Source organism: Achromobacter veterisilvae (genome assembly GCF_037619525.1).
In the GTDB taxonomy this organism is placed as follows: domain Bacteria; phylum Pseudomonadota; class Gammaproteobacteria; order Burkholderiales; family Burkholderiaceae_B; genus Achromobacter; species Achromobacter veterisilvae.
In genome coordinates this window covers 123,644-143,636 of the sequence record NZ_CP148753.1, presented here as the reverse complement: position 1 = coordinate 143,636, position 19,993 = coordinate 123,644, and the positions used below count along the sequence as shown (strand labels likewise).

The window sequence follows — 19,993 nt, the reverse complement described above, 5'->3', positions numbered from 1 at the left end:
GTGGCACGGTTGTCTCTGGGATCGAAATACACAACTACGGCAATGCCACAGGCCCGCATGCCTCCAAATCGAATGGCAACACGTGCAAAGTCAGTTGTTCATCTCTGTCGAAGTGGAACGGGGGCAAAGGCTCGCTGAACTTCGAGGTTCTTGGGAAGAACACATACATAGTGCCTTTACCACCCAGGTATTTCTGACCGTAGGCATGCAGTTGGTAGAAGTCGGCGTGTGACAGCCCGTACTTCTCTCCGCTGCTGGATAGGTTGGCGTCGATCAGTTTCCATTTCGCATCGGCCACGATGCGCTGGCCGCCAAGTTCGATCAGAAAGTCAGGGCGTAACTGGAACCAGTTCTGCTCGCGGTGTCGGGTCAAATACTGGCTGGCCGCCTGCTTGGTCAGCTTCGCATCGAGGGGCAATTTCTGGCTCAGACCAATGCCGACGTACTGTTCGTACACTCTTTCCATTGGGAACAGTAGGCTTTGTCCTTGTGTGGTTCCGGCTACAGTTAGCGGCATCTGCTCGTGCAGGATGAGGGAAACCCATGGACGCAACGGAGCGTAATGCGCCATAAGCCTTTCATCGCGCCAGCGGCGAAAGTCCTCCGGCTGGTTCTGACTGGGCGGAATTTCGCGAAGATGGTGGGCCAGCTCATGGGCCAGCCGCCAATGCTTCGGCTCGCGAGTACGTTTGCGTATCACATCCAGAGCCGAGCGGAGCAGCCGGTTCTCGGCGCGGTCGGCATCGAACACATCGTGCTCCACTTGGAAATAGTGGGCGCGGCCTGGCGGTTGACGAATCTGCCTGGCGACGAGCAAGCGCCCACGCAAGTAGCATAGATCCCCCTGGACAGGGTGGTAGTCGAAGCGTAGGCCGCGTTTGACTAGATGGTCGACCACTTGCAGGAACTGGCCGGCGACCCACTCGGTCAGGGGCATATCGAAGGTGCGCAGCGACGTCAGGCTGGATTGGCGTGACGTCAGATCAAGACAGCGAGCGAGCATCCGTTGCAGCAAACTGCGGCCGGCGGTAATGTCGTAATCTGATTCCAGTGTTTTGGGCAGGATTTCGATGCGGGTGCCACACGGCGATTCGAGCACGCCGACGTAATTGTCCAATCGCAGTTCACGCCGGCTTTCTAACTCCACCAGCCGTGCACCATTGCCAAGGCCGCGCAAGCGGACGTTTTCGGCTACAAGCCACTCGAAGGCCGACGCTGGAACTCGGGCTGTGTTCACCGCCGAGGCCGGTACCTCCGCCGTGGTTAGGCGCGCATGTTCTCGGACGGTGATCTGCTCGCTCACGGATTGGGCTCTCGGGCGTAGATGCCGATATAGCTATCGGGCAGCTCGAAGGCCGTTGCATTGATCGCCCAGCGGGGGGCGCCGTTTCCTGCATTCGAGTTCGCACCGAACAAGGTGGTCATGTCGAACTCCGGCTTCGATAGGAATTGATGCTCCTTCGCCTTGCGCGGGTCATTCAGAACCAGAGCGATTTTCTCCCAATCTTCGAAGAAGTATTCCTGCAAGAGCGGGATGATTTGGTGCTGAAACTTCGCAATCAACTTCGGCAGCGAATCCACGTCGATGAAATAGGCGTGCCCAAGCAGGTGATCGCGACCCAACAACACTTCGATGCGTTGGTTGAGTACCGTTAGCAATTCGGTCAAGTCAATTCCGTCGATCTTGCGGTGTTCCAGCATTTCGGGTCTAGGCGGCATTTCCTCAAAAACAAAACGGCGTCGCAATGCGACATCCAATCCGGCCAAGGAGCGGTCGGCCGTGTTCATGGTACCGAGCAGGTAGACGTTGTCCGGTACGCTGAAAGGTTCCTTTGAGTACGGCAATGTCACTTCCAACGCCTCTGGCTGGCCAGAGCGCTTGCTCGACTCGATCAAGGTGATCAGTTCGCCAAAGATTCGCGAGATATTGCCCCGATTGATCTCATCAATGATCAATACGCGCGGCACGCTATCCTGTTCGGCTTCTGCCGGAGCGAGCAATTTGGCTAGCTTGTCTGGATTGATGGAGCCAGCACGCAGCTCATAGATGGTTCTCTGACTGAAGCGGTTCTCCATCAATTCCTGGTACGGCAAGGCCTGCTCGTAGACGCACAACCAATTGACCTTGCGACCTTGCGAGTAGGTGTCGTTTTCACGCGGTACATGTACATAATCGCTGGCAACTTCACCAATGGCGCGGAACTTTAGGTTGCCTTGAGTGGCGATGAGAATGTCACCGATCTTCACTTGGCGGATGAAGGTATTGAGGGCCGCCACCGTGTAATCGGATTCAGAATTCGGCACGGCGTGTCGGAATTTCTTGGAAATGTCTTCGCGTGACTGCACACCGCTGAAATCAGTATTGCCGCCGAAGCCGATCAGGGCCAGCCCTTGCTGGATGGAGTCCTCATACACGCCTTCCTCGATGCCGGCTTCACCTAGGGAAATCTTCCAGATGCGGCGGCCCTTCAAGTCGATGTTCTTATCTGCCGACTGAACTACACGACGCCGTGCAGCATTGCATAACCGCTTGAATACCCCATCCTCGACGTTGTATTCAAGCTGACGGGTAGTTTCGTTGGTTTCGGCGCGGATACCTTCGACGAAATCTTCATAGCTGAAGCTCTGGTGGAAGGTGACGAACTGGATTTGCCCAGCAGCGGCGTACTCGTCGAATTTGGCCTTCTTCGCCGCACGGTTGCCAGAGAAATCGGGCTCCAAAATTGCCAGCGCTTTATCGATAGTGGCGTAGGTCTTGCCCGTGCCCGGTGGGCCGTACAGGATTTGGTTAAGCGGTTCGGTGGGCATAGGGAGTGCGGAGTTAAATGTTAGAGGACGATTTTCGGTGTGTAAAACGCTATTACTATCACCTAGCCATTCTCGCCATGCTGAGCGCGCATTGCCCACCTCCTGCAAATTGCGATTTATGTCAGGGGCATTGGGCACTGTTTTCCAAAATGACAGAACTAAGTTTTCCGCATTTTTTTTCTTGGTGGAAAATGGTTCTATCGTGCCCTTTTCAATCAGGTATCCCACTGCGCGCCAGATAAAGGCCGCGCTTCCCTGTCCGCTTTGGCTGCCACCCACCTTGCCAGACTTGAAGGTTGGGTATTTGGCAAGCATGGTCCAGATGTCTTCCCTGTCATCGAGCTTGCGGATCAAAGTGCCATGACTACTGGATGCATCGGCGTTTCGATAAATTTCCCACACACCGTGCTTGGCAGGGTCGTAGAGTTCATAGACAGCCTGCTCGCCAGTGCCGGTTTTGAACAGACGATCAAACTTGTGCCCGCCGTCGGTCCGACGTGGTTCCTTGCCTGCCGGCATGGACGTGCGGCCGTTGGCATTTACTGCAAGGTTGGTTAACTCCAGCCGGACCGTAGTTTCTTTAATGTCGGGCCGATGCTTGTGAACATAGTCGGCGATCTGGCTCTCGAGGGCTTTGCCGCCCAGGGACTCAACTGCTTGCAGTTCAAGCATCCAAGTAGCGTTGCCGCTTAACTCTTCCATTCAATCACCATTATTAATCTTGTGAGCACAGCCGTCATCCTGACCTCAGTGCATTCGACCCATTTCGCTGCACGCGTCAGGCGGGTGGGTGTTTGCTGAGCAGATCGACAAATTTATCATCGCCAGGAGCGCAGAAGGTGGCGTGAATATGGGATTTTTTCCGGGGCATCTGACCCGTCTCGTGGCCAGTCACCATCGGTTATCCTGCGTCCATCCCGCTAGTTCCGGCATTTCCTCTCCTCGCGATGAACCGCATCCGCCTGCCTTCCACCGCCACGCTGACGGCCTTCGAGTCCGCGGCGCGCCATTTGAATTTCCGGCGCGCGGCGCAGGAGTTGCATTTGACCCAGGGAGCGGTGAGCCAGCAGGTGCGGCAGTTGGAGGCGCAGTTGGGGGTGGCGCTGTTCGCGCGGGTGCGGCAGCGGGTATTGCTGACCAGCGCGGGCGAGCGGTATCTGGCGGAAGTGCGGCGGATTCTGCGGGCTTTGGGCGAGGTGACGCACCAGGCCATGGCCAGCGGCGACAAGGAGATCCTGAACCTGGCGGTGGTGCCGGCGTTCGCGGTGAAGTGGCTGGTGCCGCGGCTGGAGACGTTCTTCGACGCGCATGCGGATGTGAACCTGAATCTCGTGTCGCGCAACGCGCCGTTCGATTTTTCGGCGGAGCCGTTCGATGCGGCCATCCACTACGGCGAAGCGTCGTGGTCGGGAGCCGTGTGCACGCATCTGATGGACGAGGACATGCTGCCGGTGTGCAGCGCGCAGTACCGGCAGCGGCTGGGCCTGCGTGAGCCGGCCGATCTGGCGAGGGCCGTCCTGCTGCAGCAGTTCACGCGGCCGTCGGCGTGGCGGGACTGGTTTGCCCACGTGGGGATCGAGCCGGCGAACGCCTTCCAGGGGCCGCGCTTCGATAGTTTCCTGATGATCCTGGAAGCGACGCAGACGCATCTGGGCGCGGCGCTGCTGCCGCGCTTTCTGGTGGCTCAGGGATTGGCGCTGGGCAGCCTGGTGCAGTTGTCCCCGCAGGCCTTGCCCAGTTCCCGCGGCTATTACCTGGTCTGCCCGGAGGCCAAGCAGGACGCCAGGGCGGTGTCGGCGTTCCGCGGCTGGCTGCTGGCGCGGATTACGGGTGATTAGATTTTCTATCTAATTGATCACAAAGCATCGCTTTCTATACAGGGAATGAGCCGGGACAATTCGGACTGAATTGCAGGAAAACTGTTCAGGAGCCGAAACCGATGTCATCCCCTCCGACCGATCGCCGTTGGAAAAAACCGCTGCCGCCATTCGTCATCAACCACAACGTCGAGCGGCCGGCGCCGTCCGATGTGGCGGTGCTGGCGCAAGCCGACGTGACGCGGGTGAGCGATCTGGTGGGGCGCATGTACACCTGCCAGCCGTCCTTGCGCTCGCTGGTGGCGCCGGCCGTGCCGCTGTGCGGGCCGGCCTTCACGGTCAAGTGCCCGCCGGGCGACAACCTGGGCGTGATGGCGGCCATCCGCAAGGTGGAGGCGGGGGACGTTCTGGTGGTGGACGGACAGGGTTTCACGCAGTGGTGCATGGGCGGCTACGAGCTGCTGAAGTACGCGTGCGAGCAGCGCGGCATGGCGGGGCTGGTGGTGAACGGGGCCTGGCGCGACGTGGCGGAGGCGCAGGCGGCCGGGCTGCCGGTGTATGGGCTGGCCGTGTCGCCGCACTCGGGACCCAAGTTCGGGCCGGCCGAGGTGAACGTGCCGGTGGCCTGCGCGGGTGTGATCGTGCAGCCGGGCGACGTGGTGTGCGCCAGCGCCGAAGGCGTGGCCGTGGTGCCGAGCGGCAGCGTGGCGGCGGTTGTCCGCGCGTTGCGGGCAAGCCAGGGCGGGCATGGCATCGAGCACTTCCTCGATGAGATGGACGGGCATATCGCCGGATGGCTGGACGGAGCCGGGCAATGAGCGCGCAAGCTGCGCCGGCGGTGGCCGCAGCGCCGTTTTCGGAAGGTTTGACGCAGGCGCTCGCCGCATTCGTGGCGGGGCTGCGTGAGCAGGATGTGCCGGCGGCGGTGCGCCGGGAAGCGCAGCGCGCCATCGCCGATTGCCTGGGCGGCGGCCTGGCGGGGGCGGTGGACGGGGTGACCGGCATCGCGGCCGCGACCTTGGGGCAGGCCCGTGGCGATTGCACACTGTGGGGGCGCGCGGACCGCGCGTCCGTGGACGATGCCGCGCTCATCAACGGTTGCGCGGCGCATGCGCATGCGCTGGACGATACGCATGAATCCATGCGCGGGCATCCTTCCGCGCCCATCGTGCCGGCCATCGTTGCGCTGGGGGAATTGTTGGGTTCGGACGGCGGCGCCCTGTTGACGGCCTATGTGGCGGGTGTCGAGGTGGCGGGCCGGCTGGGGCGCAGCGTGAACGACCGGCATTCGCAGTTGGGATGGCACACCACGTGCACGCTGGGCGCCGTGGGGGCGGCAGCGGCCTGCTCGTCGCTGCTGGGGCTGGACGCGGAACGCGCACGGCACGCCCTGGGCATTGCCAGCTCCATGGCGGGCGGGCTGCGGGTGAACTTCGGCACCATGACCAAGGCGCTGCATGCGGGGCTTGCCGCCCGGCACGGCGTGCTGGCGGCGCGGCTGGCGGCGGGCGGCATGACGGCCAGCCCGGTGGCGCTGGAAGGCCAGGAGGGGTTTCTGCAACTGTTCTGCGATGACGGCAGCCAGGACGCCGGACGCGCGCTGCGGCCGATGGGACAGACCTTCGAGGTTCTCAGCCCCGGCATTGTCTACAAGCGGTATCCGACCTGCTCGCTGATGCACGCGCTCATCGACATGGTGCTCCAGGCGAGGGCGGCGGGGTGGCTGGCGCCCGGCGAGGAACTGGAACTGCACTGCGGCATCAGCCAGCGGCTGGAGGCGGCGCGCGGCAAAGGCTGGCCGGCAACGGGCCTGGCCGCGAAGTTCCATGTGGAGTATTGCGTGGCGGTCGCGGCCTGCCTGGGAACGCAGGATATCGGCGATTTCACGGACGAGGCGCTGGGGCGCCCGCAGGTGCGCGATTGGGCGGGCAGGGTGCGCGTGTCGGTGGGGCCGGATTTCCCGGCCGGCAACGGCGATTTCGCGTCGTTGGCCGTGATGCGGGACGGGGCGGAGGTGTTCCGGCAGACGCAGGCCAAACCGCAGGGCCATCCCAGCATGCCGCTGTCGGAGGCACAGCACGAGGCGAAGTTCATGCGCCACGCGGCGATGGCCCTTCCGGCCGACCGCGCTGCCAAGCTATGGCGGCTGCTGCACGCGCCGCGGCCATGTTCCGTGCCCGAGCTGTCCGCCGCGCTCTCCGCGGTCGGTTCCCAAGATTCGATAACCTGATTGAAGGAAGCTACACATGCCTGCCATCTCTCGCCGCCAGTTGCTGATCGGCGCCGCCGCATCCCTGGCGGCCCACGCCGGCCTGGTCCGCGCCCAATCCCGGGACATGAGCATCATCGTGGCCTATCCGCCGGGCGGATCGCTCGACGCCATGGCGCGCATGATCGCGCAGCACCTGGGCGAACGGCGCGGCCACGCGGTCGTGGTGGACAACAAGCCGGGCTTCTCCGGCAACATCGGCGCGCAGTACGTCGCCAAGGCGGCCCCCAACGGCAATACGCTGTTGATGACGGCGCTGACCTCGTACGCCATCAATGCCCGCCTGATGGGCAGCACCATGGGCTATGACGTGCTCAAGAGCTTCGAGCACGTGGCCATCGTCGGGTATCTGCCCAACGTGCTGATCGTGCCCACCAGCCTGCAGGTGAACGACGTGGCGTCGTTCGTCCAGGCCGCCAAGGCCAGGCCGGGCGCGTTCTCGTACGCCACCACGGGCAACGGTTCGCTGGAGCACATCGCGGGCGAGATGTTCAAGCGCGCCACGGGCATCGAGATCGAGCCTGTGCCCTACAAGGGGTCCACGCCGGGCATGGCGGATCTGATCGGCGACCGTATCCAGGCGATGTTCGTGAATACGTCCACGGCCATTTCCAACCTGCAGACCGGGCGCATCAAGGTGATCGGCATCGCCGGTCCCGACCGCGTGGCGGCCCTGCCGGGAGTCCCTACGCTGCGTGAATCGGGCGTGCAGATGAGCAACGACGTGGTATCCATCTTCGGCATCGCGGCGCCAGCGGGCACGCCGCGCGCGGCGGTCGAGCAACTGAACGCCGACCTGAACGCGGTGCTGGGCCGGGCGGACGTGCAGGAGCGCTTCGGCGGCCTGGGTATCGAGATCGTGACGGAAAGCGCGGCCTACGCCAAGCAGCGCATCGAGAGCGAGGTGGCGGTGTGGGACCGCGTGATCCAGGAGACGGGCATTTCCCTGCACGGCTGAAAATCCGCCCATGGCGCAGCCCGCCATTGTCGGCGGGCTGCACTGAATGCGCGGCGCAGGCTCCCCGCTTTCCCGGCAGCGGCGTCAAGCCTGCCCCGGCGGCCGGGCCGACGGCTTGCGGCTGATCTTGGCCTGCCGGTATAGCTCGTCCCTATCGAGAATCGTCAGGCCGCCATAGTGCGTTTGGAGTACGCCGGCGCGGGCCAGCTTCGTCAGGGCGGCATTGCAGCGCTGGCGAGAAACGCCGCACAGACCAGCGATCTCTTCCTGGGAGATTTTCAGGCGCCCGTTGGTGCCGGAATGCTGCTCGGCATCGAATTGGGCCGCGACGGCGCGCGCCACCGTGGTGTCCACGTCCAGAAGCACATTGCCGGTGTAGCTGGCCATCAGCCAGTCCACCCGCTGAGCCAGGTGCATCATCAGCACCTTGGTGAATTCAATATTGTTGTTCCACAGGCGCTCGCAGGTGTCTCGCGGCAGGATCACGATCCGGCTGGGCCTCAGGGCGACCACTTCGTATTCGAAACGTTCGCGGCGGATCATGGTGGCTTCGCCGAACCAGCTTCCGGTGCTGAAACCGGCCAGCGACAGGGACCTGCCGTCCGTGCCGCGGGACGACCACTTCACCAGGCCTTCCACCACCCCATACCAACCCAGCGACCGCGATCCCGCGCGGAAAAGATATTCGCCCGTGGCGAGCGCGACGGTGCGCAGTTCGGCGCGGACCACGCCGCGCTCGAGCGCGGGCAAGCCCTTGTACCAGGGCACGACGTCGAGCATTCTGTCCACAGGACATTGCGCGGGCCGGCGTTTCGCGCTTGACGATCCGTAGTCGGCGCCGGCAGGCGGTCCGCCCATATCTACCCCTTCTTGGCCGTTGCGATGCCGCTAAGGTAAACCCTAGGGCGCTTTGTCACCATGATGACTGTCCGCTTCTCGAGACCGGTCCCAGAATAGTCGAGGCCCCCAGAGCCAAAAACCATAAGAGGAGATAGGTATGTTGTCAATGCAACGCATGATGTCTGGTGCTGCCGTGGCGTGCGGCGTAGCCGTCTCGCTTCTGGCTGCCACGACAGCGCATGCGCAGATTTCGGACGATGTCATTCGAATCGGATTCATCACGGACATGTCCGGCGTTTACTCCGGCCCGGACGGCCCTGGCGGCGCGGAAGCCATCAAGATGGCGATCCAGGAAATGGGCGGCGAGATCGACGGCAAGAAGATCGAACTGTTGACGGCCGACCACCAGAACAAGGCGGACATCGCCTCGGCCAAGGCCCGCGAATGGTTCGACCAGAAGGGCCTGGACATGCTGATCGGGGGCACGAATTCCAGCACGGCGCTGGCCATGTCCAAGGTGGCCGCCGACAAGAAGAAGCCGATCATCGTCGTGGGCGCGGGGGCCCCGGCGCTCACGAACGAGCAGTGCACGCCGTACACCTTGAATTACGCCTACGACACCGTCGCGCAGGCGCGCGGAACGGGAGCGGCGGTCGTCAAGGCGGGCGGCAAGAAGTGGTACTTCCTGACTGCCGACTACGCCTTCGGCAACGCGTTGCAGGCCGATACGACGACCGTGGTCGAGGCCGCCGGCGGCACCGTCGTGGGATCGGTCAAGCATCCCCTGTCGTCCAGCGATTTTTCTTCGTTCCTGCTGCAGGCGCAAAGCAGCAAGGCCGATATCCTTGCCCTGGCCAACGCCGGGGCGGACGCCACGAACGCGATCAAGGCGGCCAACGAGTTCGGCATCACGAAGACCATGCGGCTGGCGGGGATGATCATGTTCATCAACGACGTCCACGCCATGGGGCTGCCGCCGACGCAGGGCATGTACCTGACCGACAGTTGGTATTGGAACGCGTCGGAACAGACCCGCGCGTGGAGCAGGAAGTTCTTCGAGATCCGCAAGGCCATGCCCTCGTCGCTGCAGGCTGCCGACTATTCGGCGGCGCTGCAGTATCTGCGCGCGGTCAAGGCCACGGGCACCGACGACGCCGACCGCGTGCTTGCCTATCTGCGCGAGAACAAGCTGAACGACATGTACATCAAGGACGGCGTCGTCCGCCCGGACGGCCGGGTCGTGCACGATATGTACCTGTTGCAGGTCAAGGCGCCGGAACAGTCCAAGGAAGCCTGGGACTACTTCGACGTCGTGCAAACCATCGACGGCAATCAGGCCTTCACCACAAAGGCGGAGAGCCGCTGCGCGCTCTGGAAGTGAACGGCGTTCGCCAACCCCTTACGAGAATTTTCATGGCCAAACGTAAAGTGATTGTGACCATAGCCCCCACCGGGGGCATGGCGTTCAAGAGCCAGAACCCGCATCTGCCGACCCAGCCCGCGGAAATCGCCGAAGACGTCTACCGCTGCTATAACGCGGGCGCCAGCGTGGTGGCCCTGCACGCGCGCCGCCCCGACGACCAGGCCACCTGCGACGCCGCGATCTACCTCCAGATGAACCGGCTCATCCGGGAACGCTGCGACATTGTCCTGAACAATTCGACGGGGGGCGGCGTGCATGGCGACATGGTCAAGGAAACGTCGCCCGGGACCTGGGAAATCCTCTGGGAGGAACGGCTCAAGGGCATGGATGCCGGCGCCGAGATGTGCACCCTGGACGCCACGACATTGAATCTTGCGTTCGGCGACCGCGAATACTTGATGAACACGCCCTTGAGCAAGGCTCGCGAGCTGGCGGCCGGGATGAAGGCGCGCGGCATCAAGCCCGAGTGGGAGGTGTTCAGCCCGACGCACATTTTGCAGGATACGACGACGCTGATCGACGAAGGCCTGGATGAAGGCCCCTCTTTCATCAACCTGGTCATGAACGTGCACCGGAACTTCCAGAACGCCATGCCGTTCTCGCCCCGCTATCTGCAAATGATGGTGGACATGCTGCCGAAGAACAGCATCTTCTGCGTCAGCGGCATCGGCCCGTCGCAGTTGGAGGCCAACATCAGCGCCTTGCTGCTGGGCGGCCATGCGCGGGTCGGCCTGGAGGACAACTTGTATTACCGCCACGGCGAATTGGCCACCAATGTCCAGTTGACCGAGCGCATCGTGCGCATCATCCGGGAAATGGACATGGAGCCCGCGACGCCCGCGGAAGCGCGCGAGATTCTCGGCCTGCCGCTCAAGAGCGGCATCCGGCCCGAATTCGCCCTCTGACGCGGTATCCGGCTGGCGCGCCAGGCGGCCGCGCCGGTGTTTTTTTTCATGTATTGGCGGAAAAATGAGCGAATCCCTGAAAGGAAAACGAGTCCTGGTCACGGCGGGCGCGCACGGCATAGGCCTGGCGATCGCGCGCAAGTTCCTGGCGTCGGGCGCGGAGGTGCATATCTGCGATGTGAACGCGCAGGCCTGCCAGGCAGTGGCGGGTGAACACCCGTCGCTGACCGCAAGCGTGACCGACGTCTCCGATGAAGCGCAGGTCCTTGCCATGTTCGATGACTTGTCTCGGAAATGGGGCAGGCTCGATGCGCTCGTCAATAACGCGGGCGTGTCCGGCCCCACCAGCCGGCTCGAAGACACGACGTTGGACGCTTGGCGGAACACGCTGGACGTCAACCTGACCGGAACCTTCTTGTGTTCCCGCAGCGCGGTGCCGCTGCTGCGGGCCGCCGGAGGCGGATCCATCGTCAATATCTCGTCCGTCGCGGGCCGCCTGGGGTTCTCCTTGCGCACCCCGTACAGCGCCAGCAAGTTCGGGCTGGCCGGCCTGACGCAGACCTGGGCGATGGAACTGGGCCCGTCCAATATCCGCGTCAATTCCGTCCTGCCGGGGGTGGTGTCGGGCGACAGGGTAGAGCGCATCATCGCAGCCCGCGCCGCCGCCGGCGGCGTGAGCAACGACGAGATGCGCGGGCAACTGGTGGAGAAAGTCTCGCTGCGCCGCATGACCAGCCCGGAGGACGTGGCCAATCAGGTGGCTTTCCTGTGTTCGGCCGAAGGCGCGATGATCAGCGGGCAGAGCATTTCGGTGTGCGGAAACGTGGAGTATCTGGGCTAGCGGCCTGCCCCGCGAGCGGACTCCGGGAACGCTGAAGGCGCGGGCTGGAATCGAACCAAGCTTTGCGGATTTGCAATCTGCCGCATAGCCGCTCCGCCGCCGCGCCATCAGGGGGAATCGCTTGCGGTGAGCGCGCTTTCGGCGGCGGCTCAATCATGTCAAACTCGCATATTGACTCGACATGGCTTCGGGGTTGTCACAGCCTGGGGCGGCATTGTCTTGGGACGATATGAAAATACAAGGAAAGACCGCCGCCGAAATCTTCGACTGCGTGCGCGCGTTGCGCCAGTCGGGGCAGTTGCGGCCGGGCCAGGTCCTGCCGCCCGTGCGCGATCTGGCGGCCGAGCTGGACATCAACCGCAATACCGTCGCCGCGGCCTACAAGCGGCTGGCGGCGGCCGGCATCGCCGCGACGCAGGGGCGCCTGGGAACCATCATCCGCGAACCCTCCGGCCCGGGCGAGCAGGAAGGCGCGTTGTCGAACTCGCCGCTCGTGGACCTGGCCAGCGGCAACCCGAATCCGGCCTGGCTGCCGGACCTCACCGCCGCGCTCGCCCTGCGGCCCTACCGGCCCCGGCTTTACGGCGAACCCACCGCCAACGCGGGGCTGGAAGACTATGCGCGGGCCTGGTTCGCGCCGGACTGCCTCGCGCCCTTCGAGGTCAACCTGACCCATGGCGCGGTGGACGCCATCGAACGGCTGCTCAGTTCGCACCTGGTCGCCGGCGACAAGGTGGCGGTCGAGAATCCCTGCTTTCTCAGCAGCATCAATTTGCTGCGCATCGCCGGCCTGCAGGCGGTCGGGGTGCCGGTCGACGCCGAGGGGATGCAGGCCCAGGCCCTTGAGGCCGCGCTGGGCAAGGGCGCGCAGGCCGTGATCCTGACTCCGCGCGCGCACAATCCGACGGGCTGCAGCCTGAGCGCCAAGCGGGCGCGGGCGCTGGCGCGGGTTCTGGCCAGATATCCCCACGTCATGGTCATCGTGGACGACCACTTCGCCCTGTTGTCCAACACGGAATACCACTCGGTGCTGCCGGCGGGCGCGCAGCGGTGGGCGCTGGTCCGTTCGCTGACCAAGGCCCTGGGGCCCGACGTTCGCATGGCCATGGTCGCGAGCGACGCCGCGACGTCCCGGCAACTGCGGCTGCGGCTGGCGTCGGGGACGAGCTGGGTCAGCCATCTGCTGCAGGACATGGTGGAGGTCACGCTCGGCCGGCCCGAAGTGGCCCGGCAGATGGCGCGGGCCCGCGAGGACTATGCCCGGCGCAGGCAGGTCCTGGAGGATGCCTTGCGGATGCAGGGCGTGCCCTGCGCGGGGCAGGGCGACGGTTTCAACCTCTGGGTGCCGCTGGATACCGACGGCCAGGCGGTTGCCTTGGCCCTCGCCCATCGCGGCTGGCTGGTGCGCCATGGCGATGCCTTCGGCGTCCAGGAGCCGGTCGGAGGGCTGCGCATCACGCTTTCCAGCATCGAGCCCGCCCAGTGCCGGGACCTCGCCCGCGACATCCGGCAAAGCCTGGGTTAGGGCCCGATGGCACTGCAAGATGCCTCGCTCCGGCCGGCCCGGGCGCCTGGCCGGGCGAGGCCGGCGCGGGCCTCGACCAGTTGCAGCGCGAAGCGCAGCGTCGCGGCGGTCTTGGGGTCGGCGGCATTGCCGCCCTGAGTGGCGGACATTTCCTCGGCGTTGGCGCCGGCCTTGCGGCCGAGGGCGGTATGGGCGGCCGGTTGCGTTCATCTTGATAGGCCATGATAATATTTGACCTATGACAAACTGAGGGCCGGACGCGGAATCGCTTTCACCGCGCGTTCCGTCCCCACGCGAGGTGCAGGCATGGACGAAGTCACGCGGGACCAGGGCGGCGGCACGCAGACGCAGCACGACCGGCACGGCCAGTGGCCGAAGGCCGAGTCGGTCGAGGATTTCCGCCGCAACCTGGCCGCGGTGAACGGCCGGATCGCGGCCGCGTGCCAACGCGCCGGACGCGATTCCGCAAGCGTGCGCCTGCTGCCCGTGAGCAAGACCGTGGAAGAGGCGCGCATTCGGCTGGCCTACGCGGCGGGCTGCCGCTACCTCGGCGAAAACAAGCTGCAGGAAGTGTCGCGGAAGTGGGAGTCCATGGCCGACCTGACCGACCTGAAGTGGTCGGTGATCGGCCATCTTCAGACCAACAAGGCCAAGCTGGTCGCGCGCTACGCGGCCGAGTTCCAGGCGCTGGACAGCCTGAGGGTGGCCGAGGCGCTGGACCGCCGGCTGCAGGCCGAAGGCCGTGAGCTGGACGTGTTCGTGCAGGTCAATACCTCGGGCGAAGCCAGCAAATACGGCCTGCACCCGGACGAGACGGCGGCGTTCCTGCGCGGGATGCCGGCCTTTTCGGCGCTGCGCGTGCGCGGGCTGATGACGTTGGCGCTGTTTTCCGCCGAGGCGGCGCGGGTGCGGCAGTGCTTCGTCCTGTTGCGCACGCTGCGCGACCGGCTGCGCCAGGAGGCCCCCCAGGGCATTGGCCTGGATGAACTGTCGATGGGCATGTCCGGCGACTACGAGATCGCCATCGAGGAAGGCGCGACCGTGGTCCGTGTCGGGCAGGCGATTTTCGGAGCCCGCAATACGCCCGATTCCTATTACTGGCCGGCCGATCCCGGCTCCGGTCCGGCCGCCTGAGCGCCGCCGGCGACATACCGCCCACAGGAACCGACCCATGCCGGTCTACCGAGTCGTCATCAAGCGCCATGGCCGGCTGATCGGCCATTTCGAATCGGCCGCCACCGCCGGGCTGGACGACAGCAGGGACATCGCGTCGCGCCTGCCGGGCGGTTTGGACCGCGACGCTCGCCGCCGCTCGGAGGTCCTGGAATGAGCCGCCTCGCCCTGGCCGTCCGCCACGTTCCTTTTGAAGACCTCGGCATCCTGGCGCCCGCCCTCGCGGAGCGGGGCTACACCGTGCAATACCTGGACGCGGGCGTGGATGCGATAGACGCCGCGGCGCTGGCCGACGCCGATCTTGCCGTGATCCTGGGCGGGCCGGTCGGTGTGTACGAGACCGGCCGCTATCCCTTTCTGAAGGCGGAGCTGCGCGCGATCGGAGAGCGGTTGCGGCGGGACAGGCCGACCCTGGGCATCTGCCTGGGCGCGCAGCTCATGGCCGCGGCCCTGGGCGCCGAGGTCGCGCCGGCCGGACGCGCGGAAATCGGCTACGCACCGTTGACGCTGACGGCGGACGGCCAGGCATCGCCGCTGCGGGCCGTCCAGTCCGTGCCGGTGCTGCATTGGCATGGCGATCAGTTCGGCATCCCCGCGGGCGCGCGCCGGCTTGCCGAGACGCCGGGCTTTCCCAACCAGGCGTTCTCCCTGGGGCCCAGGATACTGGGCCTGCAATTCCACCTGGAAGCGGACGCGTCGAGGATCGAGCAATGGCTGATCGGCCACGCGTGCGAACTGAGCCGCCATGGCATCGACCCCGCGGCCATCCGGCGGGACGCCGAGAGGCATGGCCCGTCGCTGGCGCGCAGCGCCCGGCTGGCGATCGGCATCTGGCTGGACGCGCTCTGAGTCTGCGCTGACGGGGCCGGGCCCAGCGCTTGCGTGGCGCCCGCGAGGGCCCGCGGATAGAATGGCCGGTCCTGGAAAGCCAATTTCATTACATCGGGCAGACCGCATGGCGAAGACGTTCGAGCTCGAGACGCTGAAGATTCGTTTGAACGACGCGGAGTTCAAGCGCCTGGACCTGCACCGGCGCGTCCAGCGGGCGCTGCGCGCGCTGATACTCGACGCCGCGCTGGGCCCGGGCGTGAAACTGCCTGCGACCCGCGTCCTGGCGAAGTCGCTGGGCATGGCCCGCGATACCGTCGAAAACGCCTACGTGCAATTGCATCGCGACGGCTACATCGTGCGCCGCGAAGGTTCGGGCAGCTACGTGTCCAATTCGGTGGCCACCCAACTGCGCGGGGCAGGGCGCCGGAAAACGGACCCGGTACGCCGCCCGGCGGAGCCGGGGACGGGCCTGAGCCGGCGCGGCCGGACCATCCTGGACGGCGGCGGGGTCGCCGACCAGCAATCGATCAAGGCGTTCGCCACCGGCCTGCCGGAAACCCGGAATTTCCCCACCGACGTCTGGGAACGCCTGCAGCGCCAGGTGCTGAAGGACTACCGCGCCAATGTCCTGCTGCACGGAGATCCCCAGGGCGCCGAGCCGCTGCGCAAGGCCATTGCCGCGTATCTGAACCTGGAGCGCGGGGCCAAGGTCTCGCCCGGGCAGATCCTGATCCTGAGCAGCGCGAGACAGGCCCTGTTCCTGTGCGCGCAGTTGCTCGTGGACGCGGGCAAGCCGATCCTGATGGAGAACCCCGGCTACTTCGGCGCAAGAAAGGCATTCGAATCCGCCGAGGCCAGGATCGTGCCCATCGACGTCGACGCGCACGGCATCCGCACCGACCTGCTGCGGGCGGACCGAAGCGGCGCCAACTGCGTCTACGTGACGCCGTCGCATCAGTATCCGACGGGCGCCACGCTGTCGCTGGCGCGCCGCCTGGAGCTGACCGGCTGGGCCGCGGAGACCGGCAAGTGGATCATCGAGGACGACTACGACAGCGAATTTCACTACGACGGCCTGCCCACCGCGTGCGTGCAGGGCCTGGACCGGCACCAGCGGACCCTCTATCTCGGCACCTTCAGCAAAACGCTCTATCCCGGCCTCAGGATGGGGTACATGGCGCTGCCGCCGGAACTGGTCGGCGCGTTCGCCTGCGCGCGCAGCATCATGGACGGCCATACGCCGCAGATCCTCCAACTGACGCTGGCGCGCTTCATGGAAGACGGGTACTACAACTCCCACGTCCGGGCGATGCGCAAGCTGTACGCGGGGCGCAGGCGGGCATTGCTGGAAGCCATCGGCAGGCACCTGGGCGGCATCGCGATGGCCGTTCGTCCGCCGGGCGGCTTGCAGATACCCTGCCTGCTGGAACGCGGATGGTCCGAAGAGAAGACCATCCGGCAGGCGGCCGCGGTGGGCTTGCGGCTGCCCGGGCTCAGCCGGCTGTACGCCGGCGACCCCAAGCAGCAGGGCTGGCTGCTGGGCTACGCCTCGTTGACGGCCTACGAGATCGAAGCCGCCATGCGGCGCCTGGCCCAAGCGCTGGGCGGTAAGCCGCCGCCGGGCCGCTAGGGCTTGGCCGTGCCGTCCGCCAGCGCGGCCTGGCCGCCGTGGATCAGCACATGCGCGGTCAGGCCGGCCACCAGCCCCCAGAACGCGCCGCCCACGCCCAGCATCGTGACGTTGGCGGCGGTGGCCAGGAAGGTGATGAGCGCGGTTTCCCGGGTGCGCGCATCGGCCATGGCGTTGGCCAGGCTGCCGCCGATGGCGCCCAGCAGCGCCAGGCCGGCCAGCGTCGTGATGAATGCCTTGGGCAATACCATGAACAGCGTGGCCAGCGTGACGCCGAACGTGCCCACCAGGATGTAGAACAGCCCGCAGGCCAGTCCCGCGAGGTAGCGCTTGGCGGGGTCCTCGTGGGCGTCCTTGCCCGTGCAGATCGCCGCGGTGATGGCCGCGACGTTGAATGCGTGCGCGCCGAACGGCGCCATGGCCAGGGATCCCAGGCCCGTCACGGTAAGAATGGGATTGGCGCTGGTCCGGTAGCCGTCGTTGCGCAGCACCAGCATGCCGGGCATGTACTGCCCCGTCAGCGTGATGATGAACAGCGGCAGCGCGACCCCCAGCAGGGCCTGCGGCGAGAACCGGGGCATTTCGAAGACCGGCGCGGCCAGGCTGAGATGGATGGCGGAGAAGTCGATCCGGTCCTGCGCGATGAGCAGGCCCAGGCCGATGACCAGGATGCCGACGACCGCGAAGCGCGATGTGAAGCGCTTGAGCAGCGCGTAGGAGATCACCAGCACGATCACCAGCACCGGATCCGCCGCGGCGCCGCCGAAGGCATTGACGCCGAATTGCAGCAGGATGCCGGCCAGCAGGCCCGCGGCGATGCCGCCCGGAATCATGCGGACGAGCTTCTCGAAGGCGCCGGACAGGCCCAGCACGACGAAGCCCAGCGCCGAGACCACGTAGGCCCCGATGACTTCGCAGTAGGGAGTGAAGGGCATCACGGTCGCCAGGAAGGCCGCGCCGGGCGTCGACCACGCGGTGATGATGGGCGCCTTGTAGCGCCAGCTCAGCAGCGCGCCGGTGACGCCGACGCCGATGGATACCGCCCATACCCAGGACGCGGTCTGGGCCGGCGACAGCCGGGCAAGCTCCGCGGCCTGGAAGACCAGGACGAAGGTCCCGCCATAGTTCACCAGCACCGAGATCAGGGCCGCGACGGTGGGGGAAAAGAAATCGGCGGGTCGAAGGCCGGCCGGCAGTGCTTTCATGAATCGCTCCGCGTTCGTAGGAGGGAGCCGGCTGGCGGGGCAGCCGGACGCGAACGGGTAGTCTAGGAGCGATGCGGCCGGTTGTTTCATGCCACATTTGGAAGAATGGGCAGACCACTGCGCGAACCACGGACGGCAAGCGCAAGGCGCCCACTCCGTGAAATCCGGTATTTTCCATCGGCCGCCGCGCCGATACACTGCGTTTTCCCCCCCTATAACGAGAACGCCATGAGACATCTACTTTCCACCCTGGGCGCGGCCCTTGCCCTGTCGCTCGGCGCCCAGGCCGCGTCGGCCCAGCCGGCGCAGGCCGGGGCCCCCGTGCCGCGCGATCCGTTCTTCTGGCTGGGCGAGATCAACAAGGCCACCGCGGTCATCAACACCGACGAGGGATTGCTGGACAAGTCCATGGCGCCGCGCCTGGCCGCGGGCGTGGCCAAGGTGATCGGCGACGGCAACCAGCCCGGCGCCAAGCGCCCGGCCAGCGTCATCACGTTCGAGCCGCTCTTGATCAAGGCCGCGGGCGAGGACGTGACGCTGCTGCACGCGGGGCGGTCCAGCCAGGACATGCACGCCACCTACCGCAGCGCGATCCTGCGCGACAAGCTGCTGGAACTGGCCGACCAGTTGAACGCCACGTCCACGACCCTGGTGGAGCTGGCCGCCCGGCACGCCGGCACCATCGTGCCGAATTACACCAACGGGGTGGCCGCGCAGCCGAACAGCTACGGGCACTACCTGCTGGGGCAGGCGGCCGGCCTGGCGCGCGACGCGCAGCGCATCCGCGAGGCCTATGTGCGCATCGACCGCTCGCCGATGGGCACCACGGTGCTGAATGGCACCAGTTGGCCGCTGGACCGCAAGCGCATGGCGCAGTACCTGGGTTTCGAGGCGCTGGTCGACAACGCCTACGACGCGTCGCAGATTTCGTCGATGGACCAGCCCGTCGAAGTGGCCTCCATCGTCACCAGCATCGCGCTGCGCACGGGTAATTTCGTGGAAGACGTGATGACCCAGTACGCCCAGCCGCGCCCCTGGATCCTGCTCGAGGAAGGCGGCGGCAATACCTACGTGTCCAGCGCCATGCCGCAAAAGCGCAATCCCGGCCTGCTGAACGATACCCGCAGCGACGCGTCGACCGCGGTGACCCTGGCCATGGGGCCGGTCATCCAGACGCACAACATCACCCCGGGCATGAGCGACCCCAAGGACGTGAAGCAGAACTCCGCCATGGTGGACGCCGGCATTTCGGCGCTCAAGCGCTGGAACCGGGTGCTCAAGGCCATGGTCATCAGCCCCGACCGCGCGCTCGAAGAGCTGAACAGCGACTGGACGGCGTCGCAGGAATTGGCCGACGTGCTGATGCGCAAGTACAAGCTGCCGTTTCGCGACGGCCACCATTTCGCGTCCGAAGTCGTGACCTACGCCAAGACCAACAACATCAAGCCGCTGGACTTCCCGTACGAACAGGCTCGCCGCATCTATGCGGATGCGATGAAGGACTCGAAGTACGGCGCCGAACTGCCGATGAGCGAGGCGGAATTCCGTTCCACCCTGGATCCGGTGGCCATCGTGAAGAACCGCGCCACCGCCGGCGGCCCGCAGCCGGCCGAGATGGACCGCATGATCAAGGAGGCGCGCGAGCAGCTTGCGTCGCAGGACGCCTGGATCAAGGCGCGCCGCGCCCACATCCAGGATTCGCTCGCCGAACTGGACAAGCGGTTCGACGCGCTGGTGGCCAGCGCGCCGAAGGGGAAAGGCCAGTAAG

17 protein-coding genes, 1 tRNA gene and 1 pseudogene are annotated in these 19,993 nt (G+C 65.5%); 13 read left to right on the top strand and 6 right to left on the bottom strand.

The features are described from left to right. Positions 1-34 precede the first annotated feature (34 nt). Both WHX56_RS00595 and WHX56_RS00590 read right to left on the bottom strand, forming a co-directional pair. Positions 35-1,303 (bottom strand): McrC family protein, encoded by a 1,269-nt coding sequence (locus WHX56_RS00595; RefSeq protein WP_338879936.1) that lies wholly within the window; start codon positions 1,301-1,303, stop codon positions 35-37. Then, a complete protein-coding gene (locus tag WHX56_RS00590; RefSeq protein WP_338879934.1) occupies positions 1,300-3,510 on the bottom strand; it encodes an AAA family ATPase in 2,211 nt (736 codons plus the stop codon). The genes WHX56_RS00595 and WHX56_RS00590 overlap by 4 nt, the downstream gene beginning before the upstream one ends. Before the next feature lie 245 nt (positions 3,511-3,755). Between WHX56_RS00590 and gcvA the strand changes: the two genes are divergently transcribed. The 4 genes from gcvA (at position 3,756) to WHX56_RS00570 (ending at position 7,852) form a co-directional block, all read left to right on the top strand. After that, on the top strand, positions 3,756-4,646 hold the full coding sequence (gcvA, locus tag WHX56_RS00585; protein WP_338879932.1) for a transcriptional regulator GcvA: 891 nt from the start codon (positions 3,756-3,758) through the stop codon (positions 4,644-4,646). A gap of 101 nt (positions 4,647-4,747) precedes the next feature. Further along, complete coding sequence (locus tag WHX56_RS00580) at positions 4,748-5,443, top strand: RraA family protein (RefSeq protein ID WP_338879930.1); 696 nt, start codon at positions 4,748-4,750, stop codon at positions 5,441-5,443. Beyond that, positions 5,440-6,855 (top strand): MmgE/PrpD family protein, encoded by a 1,416-nt coding sequence (locus tag WHX56_RS00575; protein ID WP_338879928.1) that lies wholly within the window; start codon positions 5,440-5,442, stop codon positions 6,853-6,855. Before WHX56_RS00580 ends, WHX56_RS00575 begins: the two co-directional genes overlap by 4 nt. Positions 6,856-6,871: 16 nt before the next feature. Then, complete coding sequence (locus tag WHX56_RS00570) at positions 6,872-7,852, top strand: Bug family tripartite tricarboxylate transporter substrate binding protein (RefSeq protein ID WP_287755098.1); 981 nt, start codon at positions 6,872-6,874, stop codon at positions 7,850-7,852. Between the two features lie 84 nt (positions 7,853-7,936). Here WHX56_RS00570 and WHX56_RS00565 read toward each other — a convergent pair whose 3' ends face one another. Further along, positions 7,937-8,632 (bottom strand): Crp/Fnr family transcriptional regulator, encoded by a 696-nt coding sequence (locus WHX56_RS00565; RefSeq protein ID WP_338881726.1) that lies wholly within the window; start codon positions 8,630-8,632, stop codon positions 7,937-7,939. Positions 8,633-8,867: 235 nt separating this feature from the next. Here WHX56_RS00565 and WHX56_RS00560 point away from each other — a divergent pair, with 235 nt between their 5' ends. From WHX56_RS00560 to WHX56_RS00550, 3 genes are all read left to right on the top strand, one after another. Next, positions 8,868-10,073 carry an ABC transporter substrate-binding protein gene (locus WHX56_RS00560; protein WP_422393649.1) on the top strand — a complete coding sequence of 402 codons (1,206 nt, stop codon included), beginning with the start codon at positions 8,868-8,870 and terminating at the stop codon, positions 10,071-10,073. A 32-nt stretch (positions 10,074-10,105) separates the two neighbouring features. Further along, complete coding sequence (locus WHX56_RS00555) at positions 10,106-11,020, top strand: 3-keto-5-aminohexanoate cleavage protein (protein WP_287755097.1); 915 nt, start codon at positions 10,106-10,108, stop codon at positions 11,018-11,020. Between the two features lie 64 nt (positions 11,021-11,084). Next, a complete protein-coding gene (locus WHX56_RS00550) occupies positions 11,085-11,861 on the top strand; it encodes an SDR family oxidoreductase (protein ID WP_338879927.1) in 777 nt (258 codons plus the stop codon). Positions 11,862-11,896: 35 nt separating this feature from the next. On the opposite strand, the gene WHX56_RS00545 is transcribed toward WHX56_RS00550, so the two are convergent. Further along, a tRNA-Cys gene (locus WHX56_RS00545) sits at positions 11,897-11,967 on the bottom strand. Positions 11,968-12,090: 123 nt separating this feature from the next. Here WHX56_RS00545 and ptsJ point away from each other — a divergent pair. After that, the gene (gene ptsJ, locus WHX56_RS00540) at positions 12,091-13,386 is read left to right on the top strand and encodes a transcriptional regulator PtsJ (RefSeq protein ID WP_338879926.1); all 1,296 of its coding nucleotides are present in this window, start codon (positions 12,091-12,093) and stop codon (positions 13,384-13,386) included. 26 nt (positions 13,387-13,412) lie between these two features. Here the strand turns inward: ptsJ and WHX56_RS00535 are convergent. Further along, positions 13,413-13,583: pseudogene (locus WHX56_RS00535) on the bottom strand (carboxymuconolactone decarboxylase); the annotation flags it as partial. Positions 13,584-13,692: 109 nt separating this feature from the next. On the opposite strand from WHX56_RS00535, the gene WHX56_RS00530 reads away from it, so the two are divergent. The 4 genes from WHX56_RS00530 to WHX56_RS00515 all read left to right on the top strand — a co-directional run bounded on the left by WHX56_RS00530 (position 13,693) and on the right by WHX56_RS00515 (position 17,020). Further along, positions 13,693-14,520 carry a YggS family pyridoxal phosphate-dependent enzyme gene (locus WHX56_RS00530; RefSeq protein ID WP_338879925.1) on the top strand — a complete coding sequence of 276 codons (828 nt, stop codon included), beginning with the start codon at positions 13,693-13,695 and terminating at the stop codon, positions 14,518-14,520. Between the two features lie 37 nt (positions 14,521-14,557). Next, the gene (locus tag WHX56_RS00525) at positions 14,558-14,716 is read left to right on the top strand and encodes a hypothetical protein (protein WP_338879924.1); all 159 of its coding nucleotides are present in this window, start codon (positions 14,558-14,560) and stop codon (positions 14,714-14,716) included. After that, complete coding sequence (locus WHX56_RS00520; protein WP_338879923.1) at positions 14,713-15,408, top strand: glutamine amidotransferase; 696 nt, start codon at positions 14,713-14,715, stop codon at positions 15,406-15,408. Before WHX56_RS00525 ends, WHX56_RS00520 begins: the two co-directional genes overlap by 4 nt. A 106-nt stretch (positions 15,409-15,514) precedes the next feature. After that, positions 15,515-17,020, top strand: coding sequence for a PLP-dependent aminotransferase family protein (locus WHX56_RS00515; protein WP_338879922.1), 1,506 nt, complete (start codon positions 15,515-15,517; stop codon positions 17,018-17,020). Here the strand turns inward: WHX56_RS00515 and WHX56_RS00510 are convergent. After that, entirely contained in the window at positions 17,017-18,225 is a 1,209-nt protein-coding gene (locus WHX56_RS00510) for a benzoate/H(+) symporter BenE family transporter (RefSeq protein ID WP_338879921.1), read from the bottom strand. The two genes, WHX56_RS00515 and WHX56_RS00510, sit on opposite strands and share 4 nt — an antisense overlap. A 228-nt stretch (positions 18,226-18,453) precedes the next feature. On the opposite strand from WHX56_RS00510, the gene WHX56_RS00505 reads away from it, so the two are divergent. After that, positions 18,454-19,992 (top strand): argininosuccinate lyase, encoded by a 1,539-nt coding sequence (locus WHX56_RS00505; RefSeq protein WP_129240095.1) that lies wholly within the window; start codon positions 18,454-18,456, stop codon positions 19,990-19,992. Position 19,993: the final 1 nt, after the last annotated feature.